The organism is Azospirillum brasilense, from assembly GCF_007827815.1.
GTDB lineage: Bacteria > Pseudomonadota > Alphaproteobacteria > Azospirillales > Azospirillaceae > Azospirillum > Azospirillum brasilense_C.
In genome coordinates this window covers 149,747-171,980 of sequence record NZ_VITH01000011.1, presented here as the reverse complement: position 1 = coordinate 171,980, position 22,234 = coordinate 149,747, and the positions used below count along the sequence as shown (strand labels likewise).

Here is a 22,234-nt window from a genome sequence, read left to right as displayed (position 1 = left end):
GCCGTCAGAAGGCGAAGAAGAGGATGATGCCGCCGACCAGGAGGGTCGACAGCAGGCTCGACACGATGGCCGCAACCTGCCGGCCGGAGGATTCGATGATGCTGTTCCGGTCGCCGATGCTCTGCCGCAGCTTGTTGATCTCGGCGTCGGCCTCGCGGTAGGCGATCTGGGCGGCCTCGAACTCCAACTTGTCGCGGCGCAGCGCGTCCGGATCGTCGACGATCTTCAGCAGGTCGCCGAGCCTTCCGTTGTGGGCCGCGGAATCAGCCAGCTTGCGCACGTTGTCCTGGTGCGGCCGGCTGTGGAAGCGGCGGAAGGCCGGATCGAGCAGCGACACCACCCAGGCGGCGAGGTGCGACAGCCCGTCGGTGCCGGTGCGCGCCTGCACGTCGGCCAGGATGGTCAGCATGGCGATCACCCGGCGCATCGGCTCGATGCTGGAACCGAGCTGGGTGTAGAGCATCTCGTCGGTCCGCCGGTGCCGCACCGCCAGGAAGGCGGCGATGTGGCGGTCGATTGGGTCCTTGTGCCGCTCGCTCCCCGCCCCGGTCCAGTCGAGCGCGCGCAACAGCTCCGCCGGGTTGGTCGGCATCTGCTTGGCGACCAGCGGGCTGATGCAGGGCATGGTCGGGTTCATCTCATACAGGACGCGCTCCACCCCCAGCCCGTGGCCCGTGCGGTCCAGCAGGCCGCGGACCTGGTCGAAGTTCTGCACCATCGGCACGAACTCCGGCTTGAAGTCGCTCTGCACGCTCACCCAGAACATGGGGAGCTGGTTGGCCAGCACCTCGGCCGAGGGCTGGGGCGACTCGCCGCGCAGGAAGGCGTCGGCCAGCATGGTGCCGATGCCGTCGGGCATCATCGCCTTGCCGCGGTACCGGATGGGCGCCGCCGGGTCGAGCGCCATGCAGACGCGCGAGACCAGCCGTTCGGCCATGCTGCCGCCCTTGCCGGTGGTCGAGGCGGTCTGCACCGCGTTCGCCACCGCCTCCGCCCGCGCGTCGTCGCCCATGGAGCGGCGCAGCCACTTGTCCAGCTCGCCGCCCTCGATGACCGTAGCCGCCGGCGCCACATGGCGGGCGAAGGCGCGGGCCAGCGTGCGGCAATGCCAGTAATCCTGCCCCTGGAACTCCAGCGGCCGCGCGGCGCGGCGCGGCACCTGCGGCTGCTTCGGGCTGAGACGCCGCCCGGCGACCCACAGGTCGAGGTCCTGGAGCGTCCAGCGCTGCTTGGGATCGTCGACCAGCAGGCCGCGGATCACCTCGCTGATGGCCAGCGGAAGGCGCATCTGCCCGACCAGCGCCGGATAGGATCCGCGCTCGATCTTCGCCTGGAGGATCGCCTCGTCCTCCGCCGCCCCCACCGGGTTGCGCCCCAGCAGCAGGAGCAGCAGCGTGACGCCCAGCGAATAGAGGTCGTCGGCCATGGTGCCGGTGCCGCGCCCGGCCGGCGAGGCCATGCCGCGCTCCACCGTCTCCAGCAGAACGGTCTGTCCGTAGCCCGGCGGGGTGGACAGGCATTCGCCCAGCATCAGGCTGCTGGAGGCCAGATCGCGGTAGTAGAGGTTGGTCGGGCGGATCGCGCCATGGACCACGCCGCGGCTCGACAGCTCCTTCAGCGCCGCGACCAGCGGATGGATGATCTGCCGGGTCAGATGGTCTTCGGGGATCGGGTCCGTGGCTTCGGTCAGGCTGCCCATCAGCCGCTTGCCCGCCGGACGCTCGAAGATCATGCAGAGGCGCCGCCCCTGGCTCGCCGGCCAGTCCACCATGCCCCAGTCGAGGAGGCGCATGTGGGCCGGGTTGTCGAGGCTGGCGACGGTGGCGGCGATGTCGGTGCGCGCCAGCGTGGCGCCGTGGGCGATCAGGGCGAAGGCTTCGGAGCGCTTGTCACGCAGCGGCTTGGCCGTGAAGGCGCTGCCGCCGATGGTGTTGAGGGCGGCGAGCGGCGCGCTGGGAAGGATCTCGTACCGCTCGGCCAGCTTGACCGGGTCGGCGTTCGCCATCATCCGATCCGCGGCGGCTGCGGTCATGGCATCGGATGGCATGGCGTTCGAATCCCCGGAGCCTGCGAGCGTGTGCCAGCCTTAGTCGCTCGAAAAGGGCAAACAAATTGTTAACGCGGGGAAAGTGGTCGCGACGGGCCCCCTCCCCGGCCCTCCCCCGCTTCGCGGGAGAGGGCGATCGTCCCCTCCCTCACCGAAGGTGGGGGAGGGTTAGGGAGGGGGCCCGAAGCCTACACCTTCACATCAATCCTGGAACGGGTCGTTCATCAGGATGGTGTCGTCGCGCTCCGGGCTGGTGGACAGCAGGGCCACCGGAGCCTGGATCAACTCCTCCACATGACGGACGTACTTCACCGCCTGGGCCGGCAGCTCCGCCCAGGAGCGGGCGCCCTGGGTGCTGTCCTTCCAGCCTTCGAAGGTCTCGTAGATCGGCTCGACGCGGGCCTGGGCGCCGGCGTTGGCCGGGAAGTAATCCAGCTCCTGCCCGTCCAGGCGGTAGCCGACGCAGACCTTGATCTCGTCGAAGCCGTCCAGCACGTCCAGCTTGGTCATGGCGATGCCGTCGATGCCGCCGGTCTTCACCGCCTGGCGGACCATCACGGCGTCGAACCAGCCGCAGCGGCGCTTGCGCCCGGTGACCACGCCGAACTCCTTGCCGCGCTGGCCGATCAGCTCGCCAACGTCGTCGAACAGCTCGGTCGGGAACGGGCCGGAACCGACGCGGGTGGTGTACGCCTTGCAGATGCCCAGCACATAGCCGACGGCGCGCGGGCCCATGCCGCTGCCGGCGGCGGCGTTGCCGGCCACCGTGTTGGAGGAGGTGACGTACGGATAGGTGCCGTGGTCGATGTCGAGCATCTGGCCCTGCGCGCCTTCGAACAGGATGCGCTTGCCGGCGCGGCGCAGCTCGTCCAGCGTCTTCCAGACGACCGAGGCGTAGGGCAGCACCTGCGGGGTGATCTCGCGCAGCGGGTCCAGGATGTCGGCCGGGGTCATCTCCGGCGCGCCCAGGCCGCGGAGCAGCAGGTTGTGGTGGGCCAGCAGGGCGTCCACCTTCTCCTTCAGCACCGCCTCGTCGCCGAGGTCGCACAGGCGGATGGCCCGGCGGGCCACCTTGTCCTCATAGGCCGGGCCAATGCCGCGGCCGGTCGTGCCGATCTTGCCGGCGCCGCGGGCCTCCTCGCGCGCCTTGTCGAGCGCGCTGTGGACCGGGAGGATCAGCGGAACGTTCTCGGCGACCTGGAGCGTGGCGGGGGACACGTCCACGCCCTGGCTCTTGATCGCCGTCACTTCGCGGATGAAGGCCCAGGGGTCGAAGACGACGCCGTTGCCGATGATCGACAGCTTGTTGGAGCGAACCACGCCCGAAGGCAGCAGGCTCAGCTTGTACGTCACGCCGTTGATCACCAGCGTGTGGCCGGCGTTGTGACCGCCCTGGAAGCGCACCACCACGTCGGCCCGGCTGGACAGCCAGTCGACGATCTTGCCCTTGCCCTCGTCGCCCCACTGGGCGCCGACCACCGCCACGTTGGCCATGTGTGTCTCCGCAAAAAAAGAAGGCAGAAAGAAACGTTGCCCATGCAAAGGCGCCCCCGCGGCGCGGGGGTCGCCACTCGTGAAGTCTCAGGTCAGCGGCGTGACCGTGCCGCCGTCCAGCCGATGGCCGCAGTCCAGCCGCCGGGCCTCCGCCGCCGCGTCCGCCACGGGGGCCAGCCCCGCCACGGTGATCCAGCCCTCGGCGCGCAGCTTGCCCGCCGCGGCCCAGGAGGTGCCATGCGGCACATAAACGCGCTTGGCCGGCTCCGGCGCCGGAACGGCGCGCAGGAGCGTGTCCATGTAGAGGGTGAAGCCGGTCCCCGGCTCGCCCTCCTCCTCCACGCCGGGACGCACCCCGGCGCGGTAGCGGCCCCCCGCCCCCAGTTCGCCGCGCACGTCGCGCGCGAACAGGGTGAAGCTGAGACCGGTCTGGTATTCGAAGCCGCGATGCTCCACCAGATCGACGGTGATCGTCAGATCGGGGCGCGCGGCGCGCAACAGGCGCAGGGCATCGGTCAGGCGGCGCCGGTCCTTCTCCGCCGTTTCCGGCAGCGGCAGCGCCGACAGCACCTCCATGGCGCGCTCCGCCGGGCCGGAGGCGGCCATCAGCGTTTGCAGCAGCGAGGCGGCCGGACCGCCGACCGCGCTCACCGCCGCGGCGTCCTTCTTGTCCAACGCCTCGCGCAGACGGGCGGTCTCCTCCTCGCCGAGCCCGAGGCCGCGGCAGACGCGCGCCACCATGGTCGGAACGCAGAGGTCGACGGACAGGTGCCGCACCCCCACCCCTTCCAGGGCGTGGGCGGCGAGCAGGATCACTTCGGCGTCCGCCTCGGCCTCCAGCGGGCCGATCAGCTCGACGCCGACCTGGGTGATCTGCCGCTCCGGACGGAGCTGCGAGCCCTTCACGCGCAGCACCGGCCCGGCGTAGCACAGCCGCACCGGGCGGGCGCCATTCTTCAGCCGGGTGGTGGCGATGCGCACGATCTGCGGGGTGATGTCTGCGCGCACGGCCATCATGCGCTGTGACAGCGGGTCCATCAGCCGGAAGGTCTGCTTCGCCATGGCGGCGCCGGAGCCGGACAGCAGATTGTCCTCGAACTCGACCAGCGGCGGCTCGACGCGCTCATAGCCGTGGGCCGTGAAGTCCGCCAGCAGGCGCGCCACCGCCGCCGCTTCGTGCGCCGCTTCGGGCGGCAGCACGTCGTGCAGGCCGGCGGGCAACAGGGCGGAACTCAGGGAATCAGCGGGCATGGCCTGCGTCGTCTCGTCGAATGGGTGGCAAACCGTCGGCATGGCGAGAGCCCGCAAGTCCGATGGGCATGCGGTGCTCGGGCATACGGAGCGGGTCAATACCCCACCCCGCCTTCCTCATGCAAACGGAAAAGCCCCGCAGCCCGTGCCCGTCTCCCCTGCGCCGGCCACAGGCGCCGGTTCGGGGTGGTTCGAAACATGAATGCATTCCAATCGAATCTTTGTTGAGTTTGATGCGAAATCTCCGGCATCCTGTGTACGAACCGTGCCAGCAGCAGCGGGGCAATGGCACCATGGCACGCCCGTCCGCCAGCTACGAAGTGCAGATCTATCAGCAGGACCACTGGGTCCTCGAAGGCCGCTTCGACACCGAGGCGGAGGCGCTGGTCTTCGGCCGCAAGGCGCTGTCCGGCGGCCGGATCGAGGGCATCCGGGTGGTGCGCGACTGGCGCCGCCCGGACGGCCGCCACGTTGAGACGGAAGTCCACGTGGAGTTCCGTCAGGTCTCCCGCACGGTGTCCGCCTCCCCGATCGACGAGGCGCCGGCGCTCTGCCTCACGCTCGACCATTGCTACGGCGTGCAGAGCCGGATGACGATGAACCGCGTCCTGCGCAATTACGTGGAGCGCGCCGTCGTCACCCCGACCGAGGTGCTGCACAATCACGCGGAGCTGGCGCGGCTTCTCAACACCGACAACCTCGTGCCGACGGCCGTCGGGCGGGTCGCCACCCTGCAGGCGGAGAAGGCCGGGACGGACGGGCGCGGGCGGCGCGACGCGCTGAACCTGCTGATGCACGAGCTGACCGACCGGGCGCGGGTCGCCGCCGCGCGCAAGGACCTGCCGGCCATCGCCGCCACCGGCTTCCGCCCCATGTTCGACCGGCTGGATTCCAGCCTGCCGGCGGCGGAACGCGACTTCCTCGCCCGCGTGGTCCTGTCGCGCGAGCTGGTGCAGATGCGCAACTGGCTGGCCAAGCTGGATTTCCTGGGGGAATTGGCGCGGGAGGACGGGGCGGCGGCCGACCGCCCGCTGGGGCTGCTCGACGGGGTGATCGCCGATGTTCTGGGCGCCCCGTCCGTCGCGCAGGAGCTTCTGGGCGTCCAGGGCAGCCTCGCGGAGGCGCTGTGCAACCTGATCGATCTGTCGCGGGGCCGCCTGTCACCGGCCAAGCGGGCGGAGGGCGACCGCGCCATCCAGTTGAACGAGCTTCTCGCCTTCCACGACCTCGACCAGACGCGGCTGGTCATCCTGGATCTGGTGCGCCGCCAGTTGAAGGGCACGCAGCCGCTCTACCGCTCCGACCCGTCGCTGGAGATGGAGGCCTTCCAGGAGATCCTCAAGCGCACGCTCGGCCCCGACGGACCGGCCGGGGGCGGGCCGATGGCCGAGGCGCTGGTCCTGCGCTACCTGCGCTTCCTGGAGGGCGGCGGGGCGCCGGGACGCAAGCAGGCCATCGCGGAGGTGGCCGGCCGCATCCCCGACGCGCGGGACCGCGTGCGCTTCCTTCTGGCGCTGGCCGACTCCGACCTCGGCCATGGGCACGCCGGGGACATCGCCCGGCTGCTGCACGCGCTGACCGGCAACGCAGCAGGCTATGGCCGCTTCATCCACCCCCGCCTGCCGCCGCGCGACAATCTGGAAGCCCTGACCCTGCTCTATTGCGAGGCCGCCGAGTCGGCGCTGCCGGAGGAGCCGCGGACCCGCCTGACCGGCGACCTCGACGCGCTTCTGGTGGCCTACATCACCGAAGAGCGCGTGGTGGAGCGGCTGGACGATCCCGCTGATTCCCTGCGGCTGCGGGCGAATCGCCTTCTCCAGGTCTGCGCGCCGGGAATCCTACGCAGCCGGCGGGCCCTGGAGATGGTCCGGCGCCGCGTCGTCGAGCATCTCCGCCAGCCGCAGTTCGACCGGAAGTACGTGGAGGACCTGCCCGACGCGGCGGCGCAGCAGCGCGCCCTGCGGGAGTTCTACCGGATGTTGGGAGAAGCCGGCTTCGTCTGACCCTCGAACGGGACACAACCCGATGCGGATGGACAGCACCGGGCCCTTTGGATAATCAGCGCATCACATCGGGAAAGACGGGGCGCCGCCATCGGCCTCCGCGGCGACGAAGGGCACAGCCTTGGGCAATGGCGTCGGCAATGGAATTGCGCTGGGACCGGTCTTCCACATCATCGGCATCCTTCTGACCATCCTGGGGCTCGGCATGCTGGTGCCGGCCCTGGCCGACGCCGCGGCGGGCAACCGCGACTGGACGGCCTTCGCCGGTTCCAGCGCAGCGACCCTGGCGGTCAGCGGCGGCATGGTCCTGGCGACGTCGAGCAAGGAGCACGCGCGCTTCACGGTGAAGCAGCATTTCCTGCTGACCACGCTGTCCTGGTGCGTCCTGGCGGCCTTCGGCGCCCTGCCCTTCATGATCTCCGCCGCCCGCCTGTCCTTCACCGACGCCTATTACGAGGCGATGTCGGGTCTCTCCACCACCGGTGGCACGGTCATCGTCGGGCTGGACGACGCCCCGCCGGGGGTCCTGCTGTGGCGGTCGCTGCTGAACTGGTTCGGCGGCGTCGGCATCATCGTTATGGCCATCGCCGTGCTGCCCATCCTGCGGGTCGGCGGCATGCAGCTCTTCCGCACCGAGTCCTCCGACAAGGGCGACAAGCCCTTCGCCACGGTGCAGGACACAGCGGGGGCCATCGCCATGATCTATCTGGCGCTGACCATCCTGTCGGCGGCGGCCTACCATCTGGCCGGCATGACGTGGTTCGACGCGATCAACCACGCCATGGCCTCCATCGCCACCGGCGGCTTCTCGACGAAGGACGCCTCGCTCGGCTGGTTCGATTCCCACGCGGTGCTGTGGGTGGCGACCGTTTCGATGATCTCCGGGGCCTTGCCCCTGACCTGGTACATCCGCCTGCTGCGCGGCCAGCGCAACGCGCCGCTCTCCGGCGACAGCCAAGTGAACGCGCTGCTGGCGATCCTGCTGGTGGCTGGGGTCGCCATGACGGTGTGGGCCTTCACCGTCGTCGGCCTGCCCTTCTGGGACGCGTTGAGCCATTCGGCGGTGAACGTCACCTCGATCATCACCGGGACCGGCTTCGTCTCCACCGACTATTCGACCTGGGGCAGCTTCGCCGTCGTCGCCTTTTTCTTCTTCTACTTCATCGGCGGCTGCACCGGATCGACGGCGGGGTCGATCAAAGTCTTCCGCTGGCAGGTGCTGGCGCTGTCGATGCTGAACCAGATGCAGCGGATGCTGAAGCCGAACCGCGTGCTGGTCCCGCTCTATCAGGGCAAGGTGCTGGACGAGGATGTGGTCGGCTCGGTCATCAACCTCGCCTTCGCCTTTATGGCGGCCTTCGGCATCCTGTCGCTGCTGGTCGCCGCGATGGGCGTGGACTACCTGAGCGCGGCCAGCGCCGTCGCTTCCGCGCTCGCCAATGCCGGGCCGGGGCTGGGGCCGGTGGTCGGCCCGTCGGGCACCATGGCCCCCCTGCCCGACGCCGCAAAATGGGTGCTGAGCTTCGCCATGCTGCTGGGCCGGCTGGAGGTCTTCACCGTGCTGGTGCTGATCCTGCCGAGCTTCTGGCGGGACTGAGCGGGCCATGAAAAAGGCCGCGCCGGAGTGGCTCAGCCGCGCAGCCTGTCCAGAATCTGGTGGCTGTGATTCACCCCACCGAAGAAGACGGCGAGAATCCGGACCTCAACCAGCCCTTCATCGACTTCGAAATAGAAGATGAAATTCCGACTGGTCACGGTGCGGATGCCTGATCGGATTTCCGGATGCTCCGTGCCACGATGCGGATGGTCCTCGAACGTCCGCATGTAGGAAAGAGCGTCGTCGATCCGCCCGGCGGCCCGTTCCATCGCGCGCTCCCCATCGTCACCCAGGTCTCGATAAGCCTGAACGAGATGATCCTCGATCAGGTCGAGGTCTCGGGTAACGGAGGCCGCACGGCGGACCTTATAGAGCCGCACGCGCACGCCGCTTGCGCTCCAGCATTGCCTGGGTTTCAGATTCACCGTCATCAAGATCGACGAATGCACCGGCGCGGCGCTGGTCGATCAGGATCCGCAGCGCTTCGATCTCGGCGTTGCTTTTCTCGGTGTCGCGCCGAAGCATGTCGAGACCGCGCTGGAGCACCGCGCTGAGGCTTGGATACTGCCCGGTCTCGACAAGGCTGCGTGCGAAGGCTTCCTGTTCGTCGGTCAGCGAGATCGAGGTCTTCACGGTCATGCGTTGCCCTCCCTCACCAACCAAGTACTACCCAGTAGTACCGACGTCAAGGTTCAGCGCCCGAAGGTCTCCGCCTTGACCGTGGCGAAGGCCCAGTCGAGCCAGGGCAGGACCGCCTCCATGTCCTCGTTCTCCACCGTGGCGCCGCCCCACAGACGCAGGCCCGGAGGGGCGTCGCGGTAGGAGCCGGCGTCGAAGGCGGCCTCCTCCTTCTCCAGAAGCGCGGCGAGCTTCTTGGCGAAGTCTGCCTGGGCCTCCGGCGTCAGGGCGGTCACCTCGGGGTCGGTGAAGCGCAGGCAGATCGACGTGCAGGAGCGCGTCGCCGGATCGTCCCCCAGGAAGCCGGCCCAGGTCGAGGCCGCTACCCACTCCGAGACGATGCGGAGGTTCTGCTCCGACCGGCGGATGAGCTGGGTCAGGCCGCCGACCGACAGCGACCAGCGCAGCCCGTCGATGGCGTCCTCGACGCAGAGCATGGACGGCGTGTTGATGGTGTCGCCGACGAAGATGCCTTCGATCAGCTTGCCGCCACTGGTCAGGCGGAAAATCTTGGGCAGCGGACGGTCGGGCTGGAAGCCCTCCAGCCGCGCCACGGCGCGCGGGCTGAGCACCAGCATGCCGTGCGCGGCCTCGCCGCCCAGCACCTTCTGCCAGGACCAGGTGGCGACGTCGATCTTGCTCCAGGGAATGTCCATGGCGAAGGCGGCGGAGGTCGCGTCGCAGATCGACAGCCCCTCGCGGTCCGCCGGGATCCAGTCGCCGTCCGGCACGCGCACGCCCGACGTCGTGCCGTTCCAGGTGAAGACCACGTCGCGGCGGAAATCGGCCTGCGACAGGTCCGGCAATTCGCCGTAGGGAGCCTGGATGGTCCGCACGTCGGACAAGCGGAGCTGCTTGGTGACGTCGGTCACCCACTCCTTGCCGAAGCTCTCCCAGGCCATCATGTCGACGCCGCGCGGCCCCAGCAGGTTCCACAGCGCCATCTCCACCGCGCCGGTGTCGGAGGCCGGGACGATGCCGATGCGGTAGTCGCCGGGGATCGCCAGCACGGCGCGGGTGAGGTCGATGACCTCCTTCAGCTTCGCCTTGCCCGGCTTCGAGCGGTGGGAGCGGCCGAGCAGCGCGCCGTCCAGGGCGTCCAGCGACCAGCCGGGCCGCTTGGCGCAGGGGCCGGAGGAAAACAGCGGGTTCGACGGCCGGCGGGCGGGCTTCATGGACACTCTACTCCCCGGAACATGGGATTGCGGTATGGCCGGGGACGATAGGAGGTGCGCGGAGGCCCGTCAATCAGCCGCTCACGCGCAGCAGCGTCGCCTGGATGTGCCGCGTGCCCGCCGCGTCGCAGATGTAGTAGCAGACCGCCACCCGCCCGTCCGCCAGCACGGTCGCCCAGGGATAGCCGACGTCGGGCGACGGGGCGTCGGCGCGGATGACGATCTCCGGCGCGCTTTCCAGCGTCTCCCGTCGGCAGTCCCAGACCCGGGCGCGCACCCCGTAGGGCTGGTGGCGGTAGCCGTAGACGACGAGCAGCCGCCCGTCGGGCAGCGGGCAGGCGTCGTAGGGATGCCCGATGATCGCGCTCTCGATCCACGGTGCCCAGCTCTCCCCGAGATCGTGGGAGACCGAGGTGGCGAGGTGGTCGCCCAGCCCTGTGGTGCGGTGGAAGGCGACGAGTTGCCCGTCCGCGGTCAGGTGGAGCGCGGTCTCGCAGAAACCGGCCCGACCCGACGGGTCGCGGGCGATGGTGCTGCGCAGCGCCCAGCTTTCCCCCCGGTCGCGGGAGGCGAACAGGTAGCTGGTGTAGGGGCCGCCCGTGTAGGTCGCCATCAGCAGCGTGCCGTCCGGCGCCTCCACCGCCCGGCCACGCACCGCACCGCCCAGCATCGGGCGCAGACCAGGCAGGATCGGCCCCTGGTCAGGCAGTTCCGGCAGGTAGCGGTGGGCCGACCAGTGCCGCCCCCCGTCGTCGCTGAACCGGGTGCTGCCGCCCCAGAACAGGAAGAAGGTGCCCGACGTTTCGGCGTTGCCCAGCAGATGGACGCCCTTCTCGCGCAGGCGCAGCCCGTGGCGCGCCGACATCGGGTACCAGCCGAAGCTGCCCAGGACGATCCGCCCGGAGCGCAGGACCAGCAGGCTGGGGTCCTGGTCGCCCGCCTCCGGGTCGGCGGGCAGCGGCTGCGGCGCGCCCTCCGGCTCGAAATCCGGGGTGAAGCGTTGGATCACGAGGTGGGAGCGCGAGTCCACATGGTCGACGCTGGTGAAGTCGCCGCCGCCCTCCGCCGGCTCCCCGTGAAGCCAGCGGTGGTCGCGGGCACGCCGGAAGGCCACCAGCACCCGCCCGTCGTCCAGAGTCGCCGCGGAGGGAAAGGACGCGTAGAAGCGGCGGTCGCTGTAGACGATGCGATGGGAAAGACTGTCGAGCATGCCCCTGGAATCCACCTTGTGCCCGCGGCATTGGGGGCGCCGGGCCACTGTCCGGTCGCCGGAATGAAGGATTCCTTTACGGTGCGCGTGATCCCTTGCTAGTCACACACTTTCCGCAGCCCTGCCCGGCGAAGGTCATGACCGAAGTGAGCACCGAAACGGCCGCCCCCGCGAACATTCCCTACGGCCGTCACCGCGACCGCAACGACCTGTCGCGGGTGCTGCCGCTGACCACGCCCTTCTCGCTGCTGATCGACCCGTCGAACGGCTGCAACTTCCGCTGCGTCTTCTGCGCCACCGGGAACCCGGAGCTGCTGAAGGAGGTCGGCCGGCCGCGCGGCGCCATGAAGTTCGACCTGTTCAGCAAGATTGCCGACGACATCGCCGAATTCGACGCGCCGATCAAATCCGTCCACCTCTACAAGGACGGCGAGCCGCTGGTGAACACGCGGATCGAACACATGGTCCATCTTCTGAAATCGCGCGGCCTGGCCCGCCATGTCGAGATGACCAGCAACGGCTCCCTGCTGACGCCGGAGCGGGCGGACGCCCTGCTGGCCGCCGGGCTGGACGCCATGCGCGTCTCCGTCTACGGCGCCAGCGACGCCATGTACAAGCGCATCACCCAGCGCTTCGACCGCTTCCAGACCATCGTGGACAATGTGGCCCACCTTTACCGCCGCAAGACGGAGCTGGGCCGCGACTTCCATCTGCACTGCAAGATCATCAACGTGGAGCTGACCGAGGAGGAACGGCAGAGCTTCATCGACACCTTCACGCCAATTGCCGACAGCCTGTTCGTCCATCCCCTGCACGGCGAGGCGCTGGCCGAGGAGAGCGCCTTCGCCGCCGCCCCGGACACCGCCCGCAAGGTCTGCTCGGAACCCTTCCTCAAGCTGGCCATCAACTTCAACGGCGAGGTGTCGGTCTGCTGCGCCGACTGGAGCATGGGGACCATCGTCGGCAACGTCGCCAAGGAGTCGCTGCGCGACATCTGGAACGGCGAGAGGCTGCGCGACTTCCGGCTGAAGCATCTGGAGGGACGGCGCGACGAGATCGACGCCTGCCGCGGCTGCTCCTACGTCCAGACCCTGCCCGCCGACAACAACCTGGACGGCGTCGCCGCCGACCTCATCGGAAAGTACCGGGCGTAGCGGGCCTCAATAGCCCGCGCTCAGGGCCAGCGCTTGGCGCGCAGCGGCACCGCGCCGGAGCCCTCCCCCGTGGTCGGTCCGGTGTCCTGCGACTCCGGCTCCCGCGGCCCCGTTTCGACCGGTTCCGCCTCCGGCAGCCGGTCGGACAGCAGCTCCTTGATCGGGACTCCGAGGATCGCCTCCTGGTCCCGCTCAGCCTGCTCCAGCAGGTGGGCCGTGCGGTCCTGCCAGGGCAGTTCCAGCCCTCCCAGCCCGCGGACGGAGCCGCGCAGGCCGATGCCCAGCGCCTTCATCAGGTCGAACAGCGTGGCCTCGCTGAGGTCGCGGGTGACGACCCAGGCGTTGTGCGTGGTGTGGGCCACCCAATGGGCGTCGCGAAGCTGCTCCAGGATGCCGTCGATCAGCACCGTGCCCACCGGCACGCGCCCGACCAGCGTCCGCCGCCGCAGGCCGACGCCCAGCCGCGTGCCCTCCAGCAGCTCGTGCAAAACGGCCAGCGCCAGCCCCAGCCGCTGCGCGGGCAGCAGCCCTTCCGGCCCGCCGCGGGTGATCTTGCCGGCCCGCCATTCGGGCAGCGAGGCGGTGATGACCGCGCCGAACAGCACCGTGGACCAGGCGATGTAGAGCCAGAACAGGAAGATCGGCACGGTCGCCAGCGCGCCGTAGATGGTCTGGTAGGCGGGGAACTCCTTCATGTACATGGCGAAGCCCGCCTTGGACGTCTCCAGCAGCAGCGAGGCGACCGCCCCGCCGCAGGCGGCGTCCATCCAGCCGACGTCCCGGTTCGGGATGATGACGTAGAGCAGCGTGCAGCCGACGAGCTGCAGCATGAAGGGCAGGATCGCCCCGATCCCCACCAGCGGGTCGGCGAAGCCCTCCAGATGGGCGAACTGCAGCACCGCCCACAGGGTGCTGGACAGCGACAGGCTGGCGCCGGCGAACAGCGGGCTCAGCGACACCACCGCCCAGAAGGACAGGATGCGGGTGACGTAGGAGCGCGGCTCCCGCACCCGCCAGACGGTGGCGAAGGAGCCTTCAATGGTCCAGATCAGCAGAACGGCGGACATCGCCAGCCCGACGATGCCGAACACCGGCATCTGCCCGGCGTTCGCCATGAAGGCCGCCAGATATTGCAGGATGGCGTCGCTGTTCTCCGGCACGAGGTTCTTGAACAGCAATGTCTGGATGCGCGACTGCAGCGCGTTAAAGGCGGGAAAGGCCGAAAAGATCGCGAAGCCGATGGTCATCAGCGGCACCAGCGCCAGCAGCGAGGTGTAGGTCAGCGAGGCCGCGGTCTGAAAGCAGTTGTCGTTGTAGAAGCGCAGGGAGGAATAGGCGATAAAGCCGCCGATTTCCCGAACGCGCACAAAGGGGTTCCACGCCCCTTTCGAAGTGCCTTCGGTTTCAGCCACAGGACGCCTCCCGCCTTGGTTTGACCGGGCCGGTCTTTCGTGTAGGATGCGGCCCACTTTTCAAAGCATACTCTGGATGCACGAGGTACGGATGTCCAACCCGAAGCCGCTCATGGACGGCAAGCGCGGCCTGATCATGGGCGTGGCGAACGATCGGTCGATCGCCTGGGGAATTGCCTCCACGCTGGCGCAGCACGGCGCCGAGCTGGCCTTCACCTATCAGGGTGACGCGCTGCTGAAGCGCGTGAAGCCGCTGGCCGAGCAGGTCAACGCCCCGCTGCTGCTGCCCTGCGACGTCACCGACGAGGCCAGCGTCGACGCGACCTTCGCCGCCATCGAGAAGGAATGGGGCAAGCTGGACTTCCTGGTTCATGCGATCGCTTTTTCCGACAAGAACGAGCTGGACGGCCTCTATCTCGACACGACGCGGGCCAACTTCCTGCGCACGATGGACATCTCCTGCTACTCCTTCACCGCGGTGGCGCAGCGCGCCGTCCCGCTGATGAAGGACGGCGGCAGCCTGCTCACCCTCTCCTACTACGGCGCCGAGCGCGTGATGCCCCACTACAACGTGATGGGTGTCGCCAAGGCCGCGCTGGAGGCGAGCGTGCGTTACCTGGCGGTCGATTTGGGCGGTCGGGACATCCGCGTCAATGCCATCTCCGCCGGCCCGATCAAGACGCTGGCCGCCAGCGGCATCGGTGACTTCCGCTATATCCTGAAGTGGAACGAGCTGAACGCCCCGCTGAAGCGCAACGTCACCATCGGCGAGGTCGGCGGCGCCGGCCTGTTCCTGCTGAGCGATCTTGGCACCGGCGTGACCGGCGAGGTCATGCACGTCGACTCCGGCTACCACACCGTCGGCATGGTCGCGGTGGACGCGGCGGCCGAGGTGTCGCAGCTTCTGGGGTCGCTGGGCGGCGCGGGCAAGCCCGCCTGATCCCAAGGCCCACGGCGACGGCGGGCGCGTCCGGTTCGTTCCGGAACGCCCGCCGGAAACGCCCTTACCCCATTTGAGACATTTTTTACCGAACGTCGTATTACTTACTTTTGCGCGCCGCAGCATACCGCTATTCTTCACACATACGGAAGGTTGCGGAAGGTGACGGTCGGATGCGTGCACGGCGTCAATCGGATTCGGTGTCCCCGATTCTGGAGCAGATTCTCTACGGCGGCTCCAGCGTCTCGATGAATTTGATCACCATCACCCGCGACATTCCCGAAGAAAACCGCCTGTTCCGCGCCCGCGGGTTGAACAAGGCCATTCTCTTCAAGTATCCGAATTTCGACGAGGACGCCGACGATTACGCCAACCCCATCGCCGACGAGGATGAGGACGGCGACGCCGCATCGCGCCCGGTCGAAACCGGCATCTACATTCCGCACAGCGTCGAACACACCGAAGCGGGCGGCCTCGCCATCTATCTGCGCGCCCGCAACAGCAACCTCCTGCTGGCCGAACAGTTCGGCATCGGCGAGGCCAACAGCGAAGCCGCGGCCGCCGACCTGCGCACCCTCACTCTGATCGACAGCGTGCCGTCGCTGGACGCCTTCCTGCTGAAAGCGTGCTTCGAAGGCGAGAAGGTCCCGGTGGACAAGCGTCACTGGGCGATCAGCGACACCGAGGACCAGCAGCTCCGCCGCCTGATCCGGGCGCGCATCGAACCCATCGTGCGCAAGGCCATCGACGGCGGCGGCAGCGGTGCCCAGAGCATCGAACGTTTCCTGGAGGCGATCTGGAATCCCGAGCTTGAGGAGGCCGGCCTGTTCGTCTCGGCCTTCGGCATCGACCGCAGCGAAGCGGACCAGATCTTCAGCGCCTGGAAGGGCACGACCTTCTACGAGTACCAGCTTCGCCGCATCGCGCCGCGGGCGCGGGTCATCCTGAACTGGCTGAAGTCGCGGGAATGCATCCCGGTCGATATCCGCATGCACAAGCCCTATGAAACCCAGCTTCTGATGCACATCGAAAAGGTGGGCAAGCTGCTGGAAACCACGCTGATGGACATCCGGCAGATCCTCGCCGACTACGAGGCGAGCTTCTCCGCCTTCATGGCCGGCCAGCCGGAACCCTTCCGCGACTATCTGCGCAAGATCCGCTCGCATTACTGGCTTCTCGGCTACTGCGTCTCCGCCTTGACCAGCGTGTCCCACCTGGACGCCCGCTGCATGAAGAACAACCCGCAGCGCAAGCTCTACTTCGAAGCCACGCACAAGCTGCTGCGCCAGTTCGAGGTGGCACTCGACCGCCGGCGTGAGCAGAAGGGTGCTTTTTAAGCCCCTCGCGCTTGACGCGCCGGCCGAAACGCCGCAAGAAACGCGCTCCACCGCACGTCGTGCGGACAGATCGTGTCGCATCGGGAGTCCTCGCCATGGCCGGCAACAGCTTCGGAACGCTTTTCCGCTTCACCACCTGGGGCGAGAGCCATGGGCCGGCGATCGGCGTGGTGGTGGACGGCTGCCCGTCGCTGCTCTCCCTGACCGAGGCGGACATCCAGCCCTGGCTCGACAAGCGCCGCCCCGGCCAGTCGCGTTACACCACCCAGCGCCAGGAGCCGGATCAGGTCAGGATTTTGTCCGGCGTGTTCGAAGGGCAGACCACAGGCACGCCGCTCTCGCTGATGATCGAGAACACCGACCAGCGGTCCAAGGACTACAGCGAGATCGCGTCCAAGTTTCGGCCCGGCCACGCCGACTACACCTATTGGAAGAAGTACGGCATCCGCGATTACCGCGGCGGCGGGCGCTCCTCGGCGCGCGAGACGGCCTGCCGCGTGGCGGCGGGTGCCGTGGCGCGCAAGGTGCTGGGCGACGGCGTCACCGTCCGCGGCGCGCTGGTGCAGATGGGTCCGCACACGGTGGACCGCAGCCGCTGGGATTGGGCGGAGGTCGACAACAACCCCTTCTTCTGCCCCGACCCGCAGGCCGCCACCGAATGGGCCGACTATCTGGACGGCATCCGCAAGAGCGGCTCCTCCATCGGCGCGGTGGTGGAGGTCGTGGCCTCCGGCCTGCCCGCCGGGCTCGGCGACCCGCTCTACGACAAGCTGGACGGCGATCTCGCCCGCGCCATGATGACCATCAACGCCGTCAAGGGCGTGGAGATCGGCAACGGCTTCGAGGCCGCCACCCTGACCGGCGAGCAGAACGCCGACGAGATGCGCGCCGGCCCAGACGGCGAGCCGGAGTTCCGGTCCAACCTCGCCGGCGGCATCCTCGGCGGCATCTCCACCGGCCAGGACGTCGTGGTGCGCTTCGCGGTGAAGCCGACCAGCTCCATCCTCACCCCGCGCCAGACGGTCGATCTGCAGGGCAAGGACACCGACATCCTGACCAAGGGCCGCCACGACCCCTGCGTCGGCATCCGCGCCGTCCCGGTCGGCGAGGCGATGATGGCCTGCGTGCTGGCCGACCATCTGCTGCGCCACCGCGCCTACGCGCGGGGCTGACGCCGATGCGGGGACCGGGACGCATCGCGGCTGCATGGCGTGGCGGCGTGATCGCGGGGGTTCTGGTCCTCGCCGCCCTCCCCGCCGCCGCTCAACACGTTCAGGCGCAACCTCCGGCCTTCCGCGAGCATGCGGAAACCTTCAAGGACTGGCGCCTCTACTGCCAAGTGTGGAGCGAGCCGCGCCGTGTCGAATGCGAGCTGCTGTCCCGTCCCGGCAGCGACCGGCGGTCGCGCCTCGTCTGGCTGCGCTCCAGCGAGCGCTGGCTGGAGGGGATGCGTTTCCGGCTGGACGAGCAGACGATGGACCTGTCGAAGATCGTCCGCGTCTGGGTGGATCGGGCGCTGTTCCGACCCGAATACCCGTGCGAACGCTTCGAGTGGGAAACCAACACCTGCGCGGTGATCGATCCGGACACCAACGCCAAGCTGGTCGAGCGGCTGACTCCGGGCAAGGAAGTCTCCGCCGTCGGCTCCGCCCCGGCGGGCGGCAAGGCCGAGGTGCGCTTCTCCCTGAACGGCCTCAAGCCGGCGCTGGAGCGCATGGAGGAAATCCGCCGCGAGGCCGGCATCCGCTGGAAATAGCGGCGGCGCTCAGACCGGATCGCCCTCGCCGTCCGGCTTGGCGTATTTCTTCTTGGCGCGGTCCAGCGAGGCGAGAAGCTGCTGGCCGGTCGCCCCGCCGTCGCCGCTGATCCGCCCGGCCATCACCGCCCGGATGGCGTCCACATGGGCCTTCAGCAGCAGGCGCTCGTTGCCGGTGACAGCCGGGAAGCCGCCCTGCGTCGCCTCGTAGAGCGACTTGGCGATGCGGGTGATCAGCGGGTAGCCGAAGATGCCGCCCTGCCCGCGCATCTCGTGGGCGGAGCGGTTGATCTGCGCCATCACCGCCGGAACCACGGCAGCGTCCACGCCCAGCCGGTCGACGCGGCGGGCCAGTTCGTCCACCTCCGCGGCGATCCAGGTGGCGTAATCGCCGGCCCGGTTCTGGATCTCCGCCTCCGCCGCCGCCAACACCTCGTCGGGCAGGGTCGGCACCGGGTTCTTCGGCGCGATGCCCATCTTGGCGCCCAGCCGGTTGGGCAGGTCGAAATGGACAACCGGAAATCGGTCGATGCCCACCGCCTTGGACGCGCTGTGCACCACCAGGACCTCACCGGGGCCGGTCATGCGGCAGTCCATCGCCACCGGGCGTTGCGTCCGCCGCCGGTCCGGCCCGAAATAGCCCTTGGCGAGGACGAAGCGCCGCGGCCGGGCGATGGCGGCCAGCAGGCGGCTGGCGATGGTGGCGGCGGAGAAGGGCTTGGCGATGAAGTCGGTGGCGCCCAGGTCGCGCGCCTGCTCCACGTAATGGCGGTCGGCGGCGCCGGACAGCATCAGCACGGGCAGGAAACGGTCCGGCGACCGCGGGCTGCAGCGCAGCCAGCGCAGCAGCATCAGCCCGTCCACCTCGGGCATCACCAGATCGGAGAGGATCACGTCCACCGGCGCCGTGCCGGGCGGCAGGGCGGCGCGGCGCTCCTCCAGGAAGCGGATGGCCTCGGCCCCGCCGGGCTCGGCGTGCACCGCGCCGACCCCGATGGTGCGCAGCGTGGCGGTCAGCACGTTGCGGATGAAGGCGCTGTCCTCGACCACCAGAACCGAAAGGAGGCCGAGCCTGGGCGCGCCTCTGGCTCCCGGATCGTTCATCGCTGGAACCACTGCGTTGCAACGGGTCAAGTCTTCGCATGGGCGGCGGCGCTTGGCGAGAGACAACGTACGAAAGGCTGGGTTGCAACCCTCCGGCGAGCCACCGAGCCGCCTGACCGGAGGTGGGGCTTTGCGAAGCGCCGCCACCCGGCTACCCTGTCGGCCAAAACCGCACCGGCCGAAACTGCACCGGCCGAAACGACGCCGACACACCGGAGGAGAGCACCGCGATGCCGCAGCCCGATCATGTCATGGCCCTGCCCGTTCCCGAGACGCCCGACCTCGACCCGGACATGGCTGCCCTCTTCGCCAAGTGCGAGGAAAAGCTGGGCTTCGTCCCCAACGTGCTGCGCGCCTACAGCCTGCGCCCGAAGAAGCTGCGCACCTTCGCCCAGCTCTACAACGAGCTGATGGTCGGCGAGAGCGGCCTGTCCAAGCTGGAGCGGGAAATGATCGCCGTGGTCGTGTCCTCGGCCAACCATTGCTATTACTGCCTCGTCGCCCACGGGCAGGCGGTGCGCAAGCTGTCCGGCGATCCGGAGCTGGGCGAGATGCTCGCCTTCAACTACCGCGCCGCCACGCTGGAACCGCGCCAGCGCGCCATGCTCGATTTCGCGTGGAAGCTGACCAAGGAGCCCTGGACCATGGGCGAGCCGGACCGGCAGGCGCTGCGCGACGCCGGCTTCGGCGAGGAGGACATCTTCGACATCGCCGACACCGCCGCCTTCTACAACATGTCGAACCGCGTCGCCTCGGCGGTGGACATGATGCCGAACCGCGACTACCACAAGCAGGACCGCTGACGCCGCGCAACCACCGGAGCCCCCCGGATGCTGAGGTTCTTTGTCCGCCTGTTCGCCCTCATCGGCTTCCTCGTGGTGGCCGCCGTGGTCACCGGGGTCGTCATGGCGGTCCGGCACGAGCCCTCCCTGCCCGACACCGTCGTGCTGGAGCTGGACCTCCGCGACCCGCTGGCGGAAGGGAGCGTTGACCGGCTGGGCAGCTTCCTCGGCCATGAGACGACCTTCCAGGAGGTGCTCGACGCGCTGGAACGCGGGCGCACCGACCCGCGCGTGAAGGGCGTGCTCGCCCGCTTCGGCGGCGACGGCGCCAGCTTCGCCCAGGTGCAGGAGCTGCGGGCGGCGGTGGAGCGGTTCCGCGCGTCGGGCCGCTTCGCCATCGCCTTCGCCGAATCCTACGGCGACACCGGAGCGGGCAACCGCTCCTACCTGCTGGCCAGCGCCTTCGACGAGGTGTGGATGCAGCCGCTCGGCCTGCTCGGCCTGACCGGCCTGTCGGCGCAGATCCCCTTCGCCCGCGGCGCGCTGGACAAGCTGGACATCCAGCCGCAGGTCTTCCAACGCGAGGAGTACAAGAGCCTCGCCGACAGCGTCATGCGGACGGACTTCACGCCTGCCCACCGCGAGATGATGGAGTCGCTGCTCGGCGACCTGACCAACCAGATCGTCGACGGGGTGGCGGTGAGCCGCCGCCTCCCCCCCGCCGCCGTCAAGGCGGCCATGGACCGCGCGCCCCTGATCGACCGCGAGGCGGTGGACGCCAAGCTGGTCGACCGGCTCGGCTACGCCGACGAGGCGCGGGAGGAGGCGCTGCGCCGCGCCGGAGCCGCGCCCGACGCCGACACAATGGAGGCGGCGGACTATCTCGGCATCGCCGGCCCGCCCAATCGCAGCGGCCCGACCATCGCGCTGATCCACGCCACCGGCACCATCACCGGCGGCGACAGCGGCAAGCCCGGCCTGGGCGAGGTCACCGCCGGCTCGGAGACGATCGTATCGGCCATCGAGGACGCGGTGGACGATCCCGACGTCAAGGCCATCCTGTTCCGCATCGACAGCGGCGGCGGCAGCGTGACCGCGTCCGAAACCATCCGCCGCGCCCTGGTCAAGGCCCGTCAGTCGGGCAAGCCCGTGATCGCCACCATGGGCGGAACGGCGGCGTCCGGCGGCTATTGGATCGCGCTGGCCGCCGACCGCATCGTCGCCTCCCCCGCCACGGTGACCGGCTCCATCGGCGTGGTCGCCGGCAAGATGTCGGTCGCCGGCCTGTCGGAGCGGCTGGGCGTGCATTGGGGCGTCCTCGACACCGCGCCCAACGCCGGCCTGTGGTCGCCCTTCCGTCCCTTCGGCCCCGCCGGGGAGGAACGGCTGAACGCCATCATCGACAGCAGCTATTCCACCTTCCTGTCCCGCGTGGCGGAGGCCCGGCACCTCACACCCGAACAGGCGCGGGACGCCGCCAAGGGCCGCGTGTGGACCGGCGCCCAGGCCAAGTCTCTCGGCCTGATCGACGAGCTGGGCGGAGTCGCCACCGCGCTGACGCTCGCCAAGCAGGCGGCGAAGCTGGGGCCGGACGATCCGGTCACCGTGACCGGCTACCCCCGCCCGAAGCCGCTGATCCGGGAAATCCTCGACCTCGCCTCGGGCAAGGGCGATCTGGTGGAGGCCGTGGCGGTGCTGGCGGGTCTGCGCCCGGCGCTGGCCGAACTGGCCCCGCTGGTCCAGGCGGCCCGCAGCGGCGCGGTGGAAGCGCGCATGCCGCCGCTGGGACTCGAACGGTAATACGTTCGGACAAAATTCAGGCCGGCGGGACAGCCGCCGGCCTGCAGGAGAGTGGCTGCGTCGCGTTGTGACGAAGGCGCGTCGTCAATGGCGCATCATCAATGGCGCGTCGCAAACCCCGCCGAACAGAGCATCATCAGCGAACCGGCGCTGGTCCGGTTCTCACTTTCCAAGTAACTCTGAAATCCCGGTGAGCAGACCAACCGCGCAATTTCGTCCTTCGAAAAGACCGGCAGGAAGGGATTGTTCGACAGCTCCTCATAAGCAGCCCTGGCCACTACTCTCAGGTTAAGCGGAATCGCCGCGATATATCGGTCGAGAGCACATTCGTCCTCGCGCTCCATCTGGCGCACTCCTTTCCTACGTTTCTCATGATTAGTGGCTACGGATTAAAGATTGCGCAAAGCGCCAATCGCGTAAAGCGACATAAGCGAACGGGGCAACAGATCCTGCACAGTGTTGTGCCCGTATCACATCATACGTTCAGGGTAAGC

Annotated in this window: 19 protein-coding genes; 9 read left to right on the top strand and 10 right to left on the bottom strand. The window is 68.9% G+C overall.

Annotation, left to right across the window (positions count from 1 at the left end; translation table 11 throughout):
* Nucleotides 1-4: 4 nt before the first annotated feature.
* The 3 genes from FBZ83_RS22250 to FBZ83_RS22240 form a co-directional block, all read right to left on the bottom strand.
* A complete protein-coding gene (locus FBZ83_RS22250; RefSeq protein ID WP_145688948.1) occupies nucleotides 5-2,047 on the bottom strand; it encodes a serine/threonine protein kinase in 2,043 nt (680 codons plus the stop codon).
* A 201-nt stretch (nucleotides 2,048-2,248) separates the two neighbouring features.
* A complete protein-coding gene (locus FBZ83_RS22245; protein ID WP_014240872.1) occupies nucleotides 2,249-3,541 on the bottom strand; it encodes an adenylosuccinate synthase in 1,293 nt (430 codons plus the stop codon).
* An 87-nt stretch (nucleotides 3,542-3,628) separates the two neighbouring features.
* A complete protein-coding gene (locus tag FBZ83_RS22240; protein WP_014240873.1) occupies nucleotides 3,629-4,792 on the bottom strand; it encodes an ATP phosphoribosyltransferase regulatory subunit in 1,164 nt (387 codons plus the stop codon).
* 293 nt (nucleotides 4,793-5,085) lie between these two features.
* Here FBZ83_RS22240 and FBZ83_RS22235 point away from each other — a divergent pair, with 293 nt between their 5' ends.
* On the top strand, nucleotides 5,086-6,795 hold the full coding sequence (locus FBZ83_RS22235; protein ID WP_145688947.1) for a hypothetical protein: 1,710 nt from the start codon (nucleotides 5,086-5,088) through the stop codon (nucleotides 6,793-6,795).
* Between the two features lie 121 nt (nucleotides 6,796-6,916).
* Nucleotides 6,917-8,392 carry a TrkH family potassium uptake protein gene (locus FBZ83_RS22230; RefSeq protein ID WP_247888428.1) on the top strand — a complete coding sequence of 492 codons (1,476 nt, stop codon included), beginning with the start codon at nucleotides 6,917-6,919 and terminating at the stop codon, nucleotides 8,390-8,392.
* 32 nt (nucleotides 8,393-8,424) lie between these two features.
* Here the strand turns inward: FBZ83_RS22230 and FBZ83_RS22225 are convergent, their stop codons facing one another.
* The 4 genes from FBZ83_RS22225 to FBZ83_RS22210 form a co-directional block, all read right to left on the bottom strand.
* Nucleotides 8,425-8,778 (bottom strand): type II toxin-antitoxin system RelE/ParE family toxin, encoded by a 354-nt coding sequence (locus tag FBZ83_RS22225; RefSeq protein ID WP_145688946.1) that lies wholly within the window; start codon nucleotides 8,776-8,778, stop codon nucleotides 8,425-8,427.
* The gene (locus tag FBZ83_RS22220) at nucleotides 8,759-9,031 is read right to left on the bottom strand and encodes a ribbon-helix-helix domain-containing protein (RefSeq protein WP_145688945.1); all 273 of its coding nucleotides are present in this window, start codon (nucleotides 9,029-9,031) and stop codon (nucleotides 8,759-8,761) included. Before FBZ83_RS22220 ends, FBZ83_RS22225 begins: the two co-directional genes overlap by 20 nt.
* A 53-nt stretch (nucleotides 9,032-9,084) precedes the next feature.
* Entirely contained in the window at nucleotides 9,085-10,245 is a 1,161-nt protein-coding gene (locus tag FBZ83_RS22215) for a phosphoserine transaminase (protein ID WP_145688944.1), read from the bottom strand.
* A 73-nt stretch (nucleotides 10,246-10,318) separates the two neighbouring features.
* Nucleotides 10,319-11,455, bottom strand: coding sequence for a sialidase family protein (locus FBZ83_RS22210; RefSeq protein WP_145688943.1), 1,137 nt, complete (start codon nucleotides 11,453-11,455; stop codon nucleotides 10,319-10,321).
* Nucleotides 11,456-11,592: 137 nt separating this feature from the next.
* On the opposite strand from FBZ83_RS22210, the gene FBZ83_RS22205 reads away from it, so the two are divergent.
* Nucleotides 11,593-12,609, top strand: a complete 1,017-nt coding sequence (locus FBZ83_RS22205; protein ID WP_145688941.1) for a radical SAM/SPASM domain-containing protein — start codon at nucleotides 11,593-11,595, stop codon at nucleotides 12,607-12,609.
* Between the two features lie 20 nt (nucleotides 12,610-12,629).
* Here the strand turns inward: FBZ83_RS22205 and FBZ83_RS22200 are convergent, their stop codons facing one another.
* The gene (locus FBZ83_RS22200) at nucleotides 12,630-13,976 is read right to left on the bottom strand and encodes a YihY family inner membrane protein (protein WP_145688939.1); all 1,347 of its coding nucleotides are present in this window, start codon (nucleotides 13,974-13,976) and stop codon (nucleotides 12,630-12,632) included.
* A gap of 136 nt (nucleotides 13,977-14,112) precedes the next feature.
* Here FBZ83_RS22200 and fabI point away from each other — a divergent pair, with 136 nt between their 5' ends.
* From fabI to FBZ83_RS22180, 4 genes are all read left to right on the top strand, one after another.
* A complete protein-coding gene (fabI, locus tag FBZ83_RS22195; RefSeq protein WP_014240881.1) occupies nucleotides 14,113-14,961 on the top strand; it encodes an enoyl-ACP reductase FabI in 849 nt (282 codons plus the stop codon).
* 200 nt (nucleotides 14,962-15,161) lie between these two features.
* Nucleotides 15,162-16,298, top strand: coding sequence for a hypothetical protein (locus tag FBZ83_RS22190; protein WP_247888427.1), 1,137 nt, complete (start codon nucleotides 15,162-15,164; stop codon nucleotides 16,296-16,298).
* Nucleotides 16,299-16,393: 95 nt separating this feature from the next.
* The gene (gene aroC, locus FBZ83_RS22185; protein ID WP_145688930.1) at nucleotides 16,394-17,470 is read left to right on the top strand and encodes a chorismate synthase; all 1,077 of its coding nucleotides are present in this window, start codon (nucleotides 16,394-16,396) and stop codon (nucleotides 17,468-17,470) included.
* Between the two features lie 5 nt (nucleotides 17,471-17,475).
* On the top strand, nucleotides 17,476-18,054 hold the full coding sequence (locus FBZ83_RS22180) for a hypothetical protein (RefSeq protein ID WP_145688922.1): 579 nt from the start codon (nucleotides 17,476-17,478) through the stop codon (nucleotides 18,052-18,054).
* A gap of 9 nt (nucleotides 18,055-18,063) precedes the next feature.
* Here FBZ83_RS22180 and FBZ83_RS22175 read toward each other — a convergent pair whose 3' ends face one another.
* Nucleotides 18,064-19,158 (bottom strand): response regulator, encoded by a 1,095-nt coding sequence (locus tag FBZ83_RS22175; protein ID WP_145688914.1) that lies wholly within the window; start codon nucleotides 19,156-19,158, stop codon nucleotides 18,064-18,066.
* A 230-nt stretch (nucleotides 19,159-19,388) separates the two neighbouring features.
* Between FBZ83_RS22175 and FBZ83_RS22170 the strand changes: the two genes are divergently transcribed.
* Entirely contained in the window at nucleotides 19,389-19,961 is a 573-nt protein-coding gene (locus FBZ83_RS22170; protein WP_114860769.1) for a peroxidase-related enzyme, read from the top strand.
* A gap of 27 nt (nucleotides 19,962-19,988) precedes the next feature.
* Complete coding sequence (gene sppA, locus FBZ83_RS22165; protein ID WP_145688905.1) at nucleotides 19,989-21,740, top strand: signal peptide peptidase SppA; 1,752 nt, start codon at nucleotides 19,989-19,991, stop codon at nucleotides 21,738-21,740.
* A 98-nt stretch (nucleotides 21,741-21,838) separates the two neighbouring features.
* Here sppA and FBZ83_RS22160 read toward each other — a convergent pair whose 3' ends face one another.
* A complete protein-coding gene (locus tag FBZ83_RS22160) occupies nucleotides 21,839-22,084 on the bottom strand; it encodes a hypothetical protein (RefSeq protein ID WP_041811141.1) in 246 nt (81 codons plus the stop codon).
* Nucleotides 22,085-22,234: the final 150 nt, after the last annotated feature.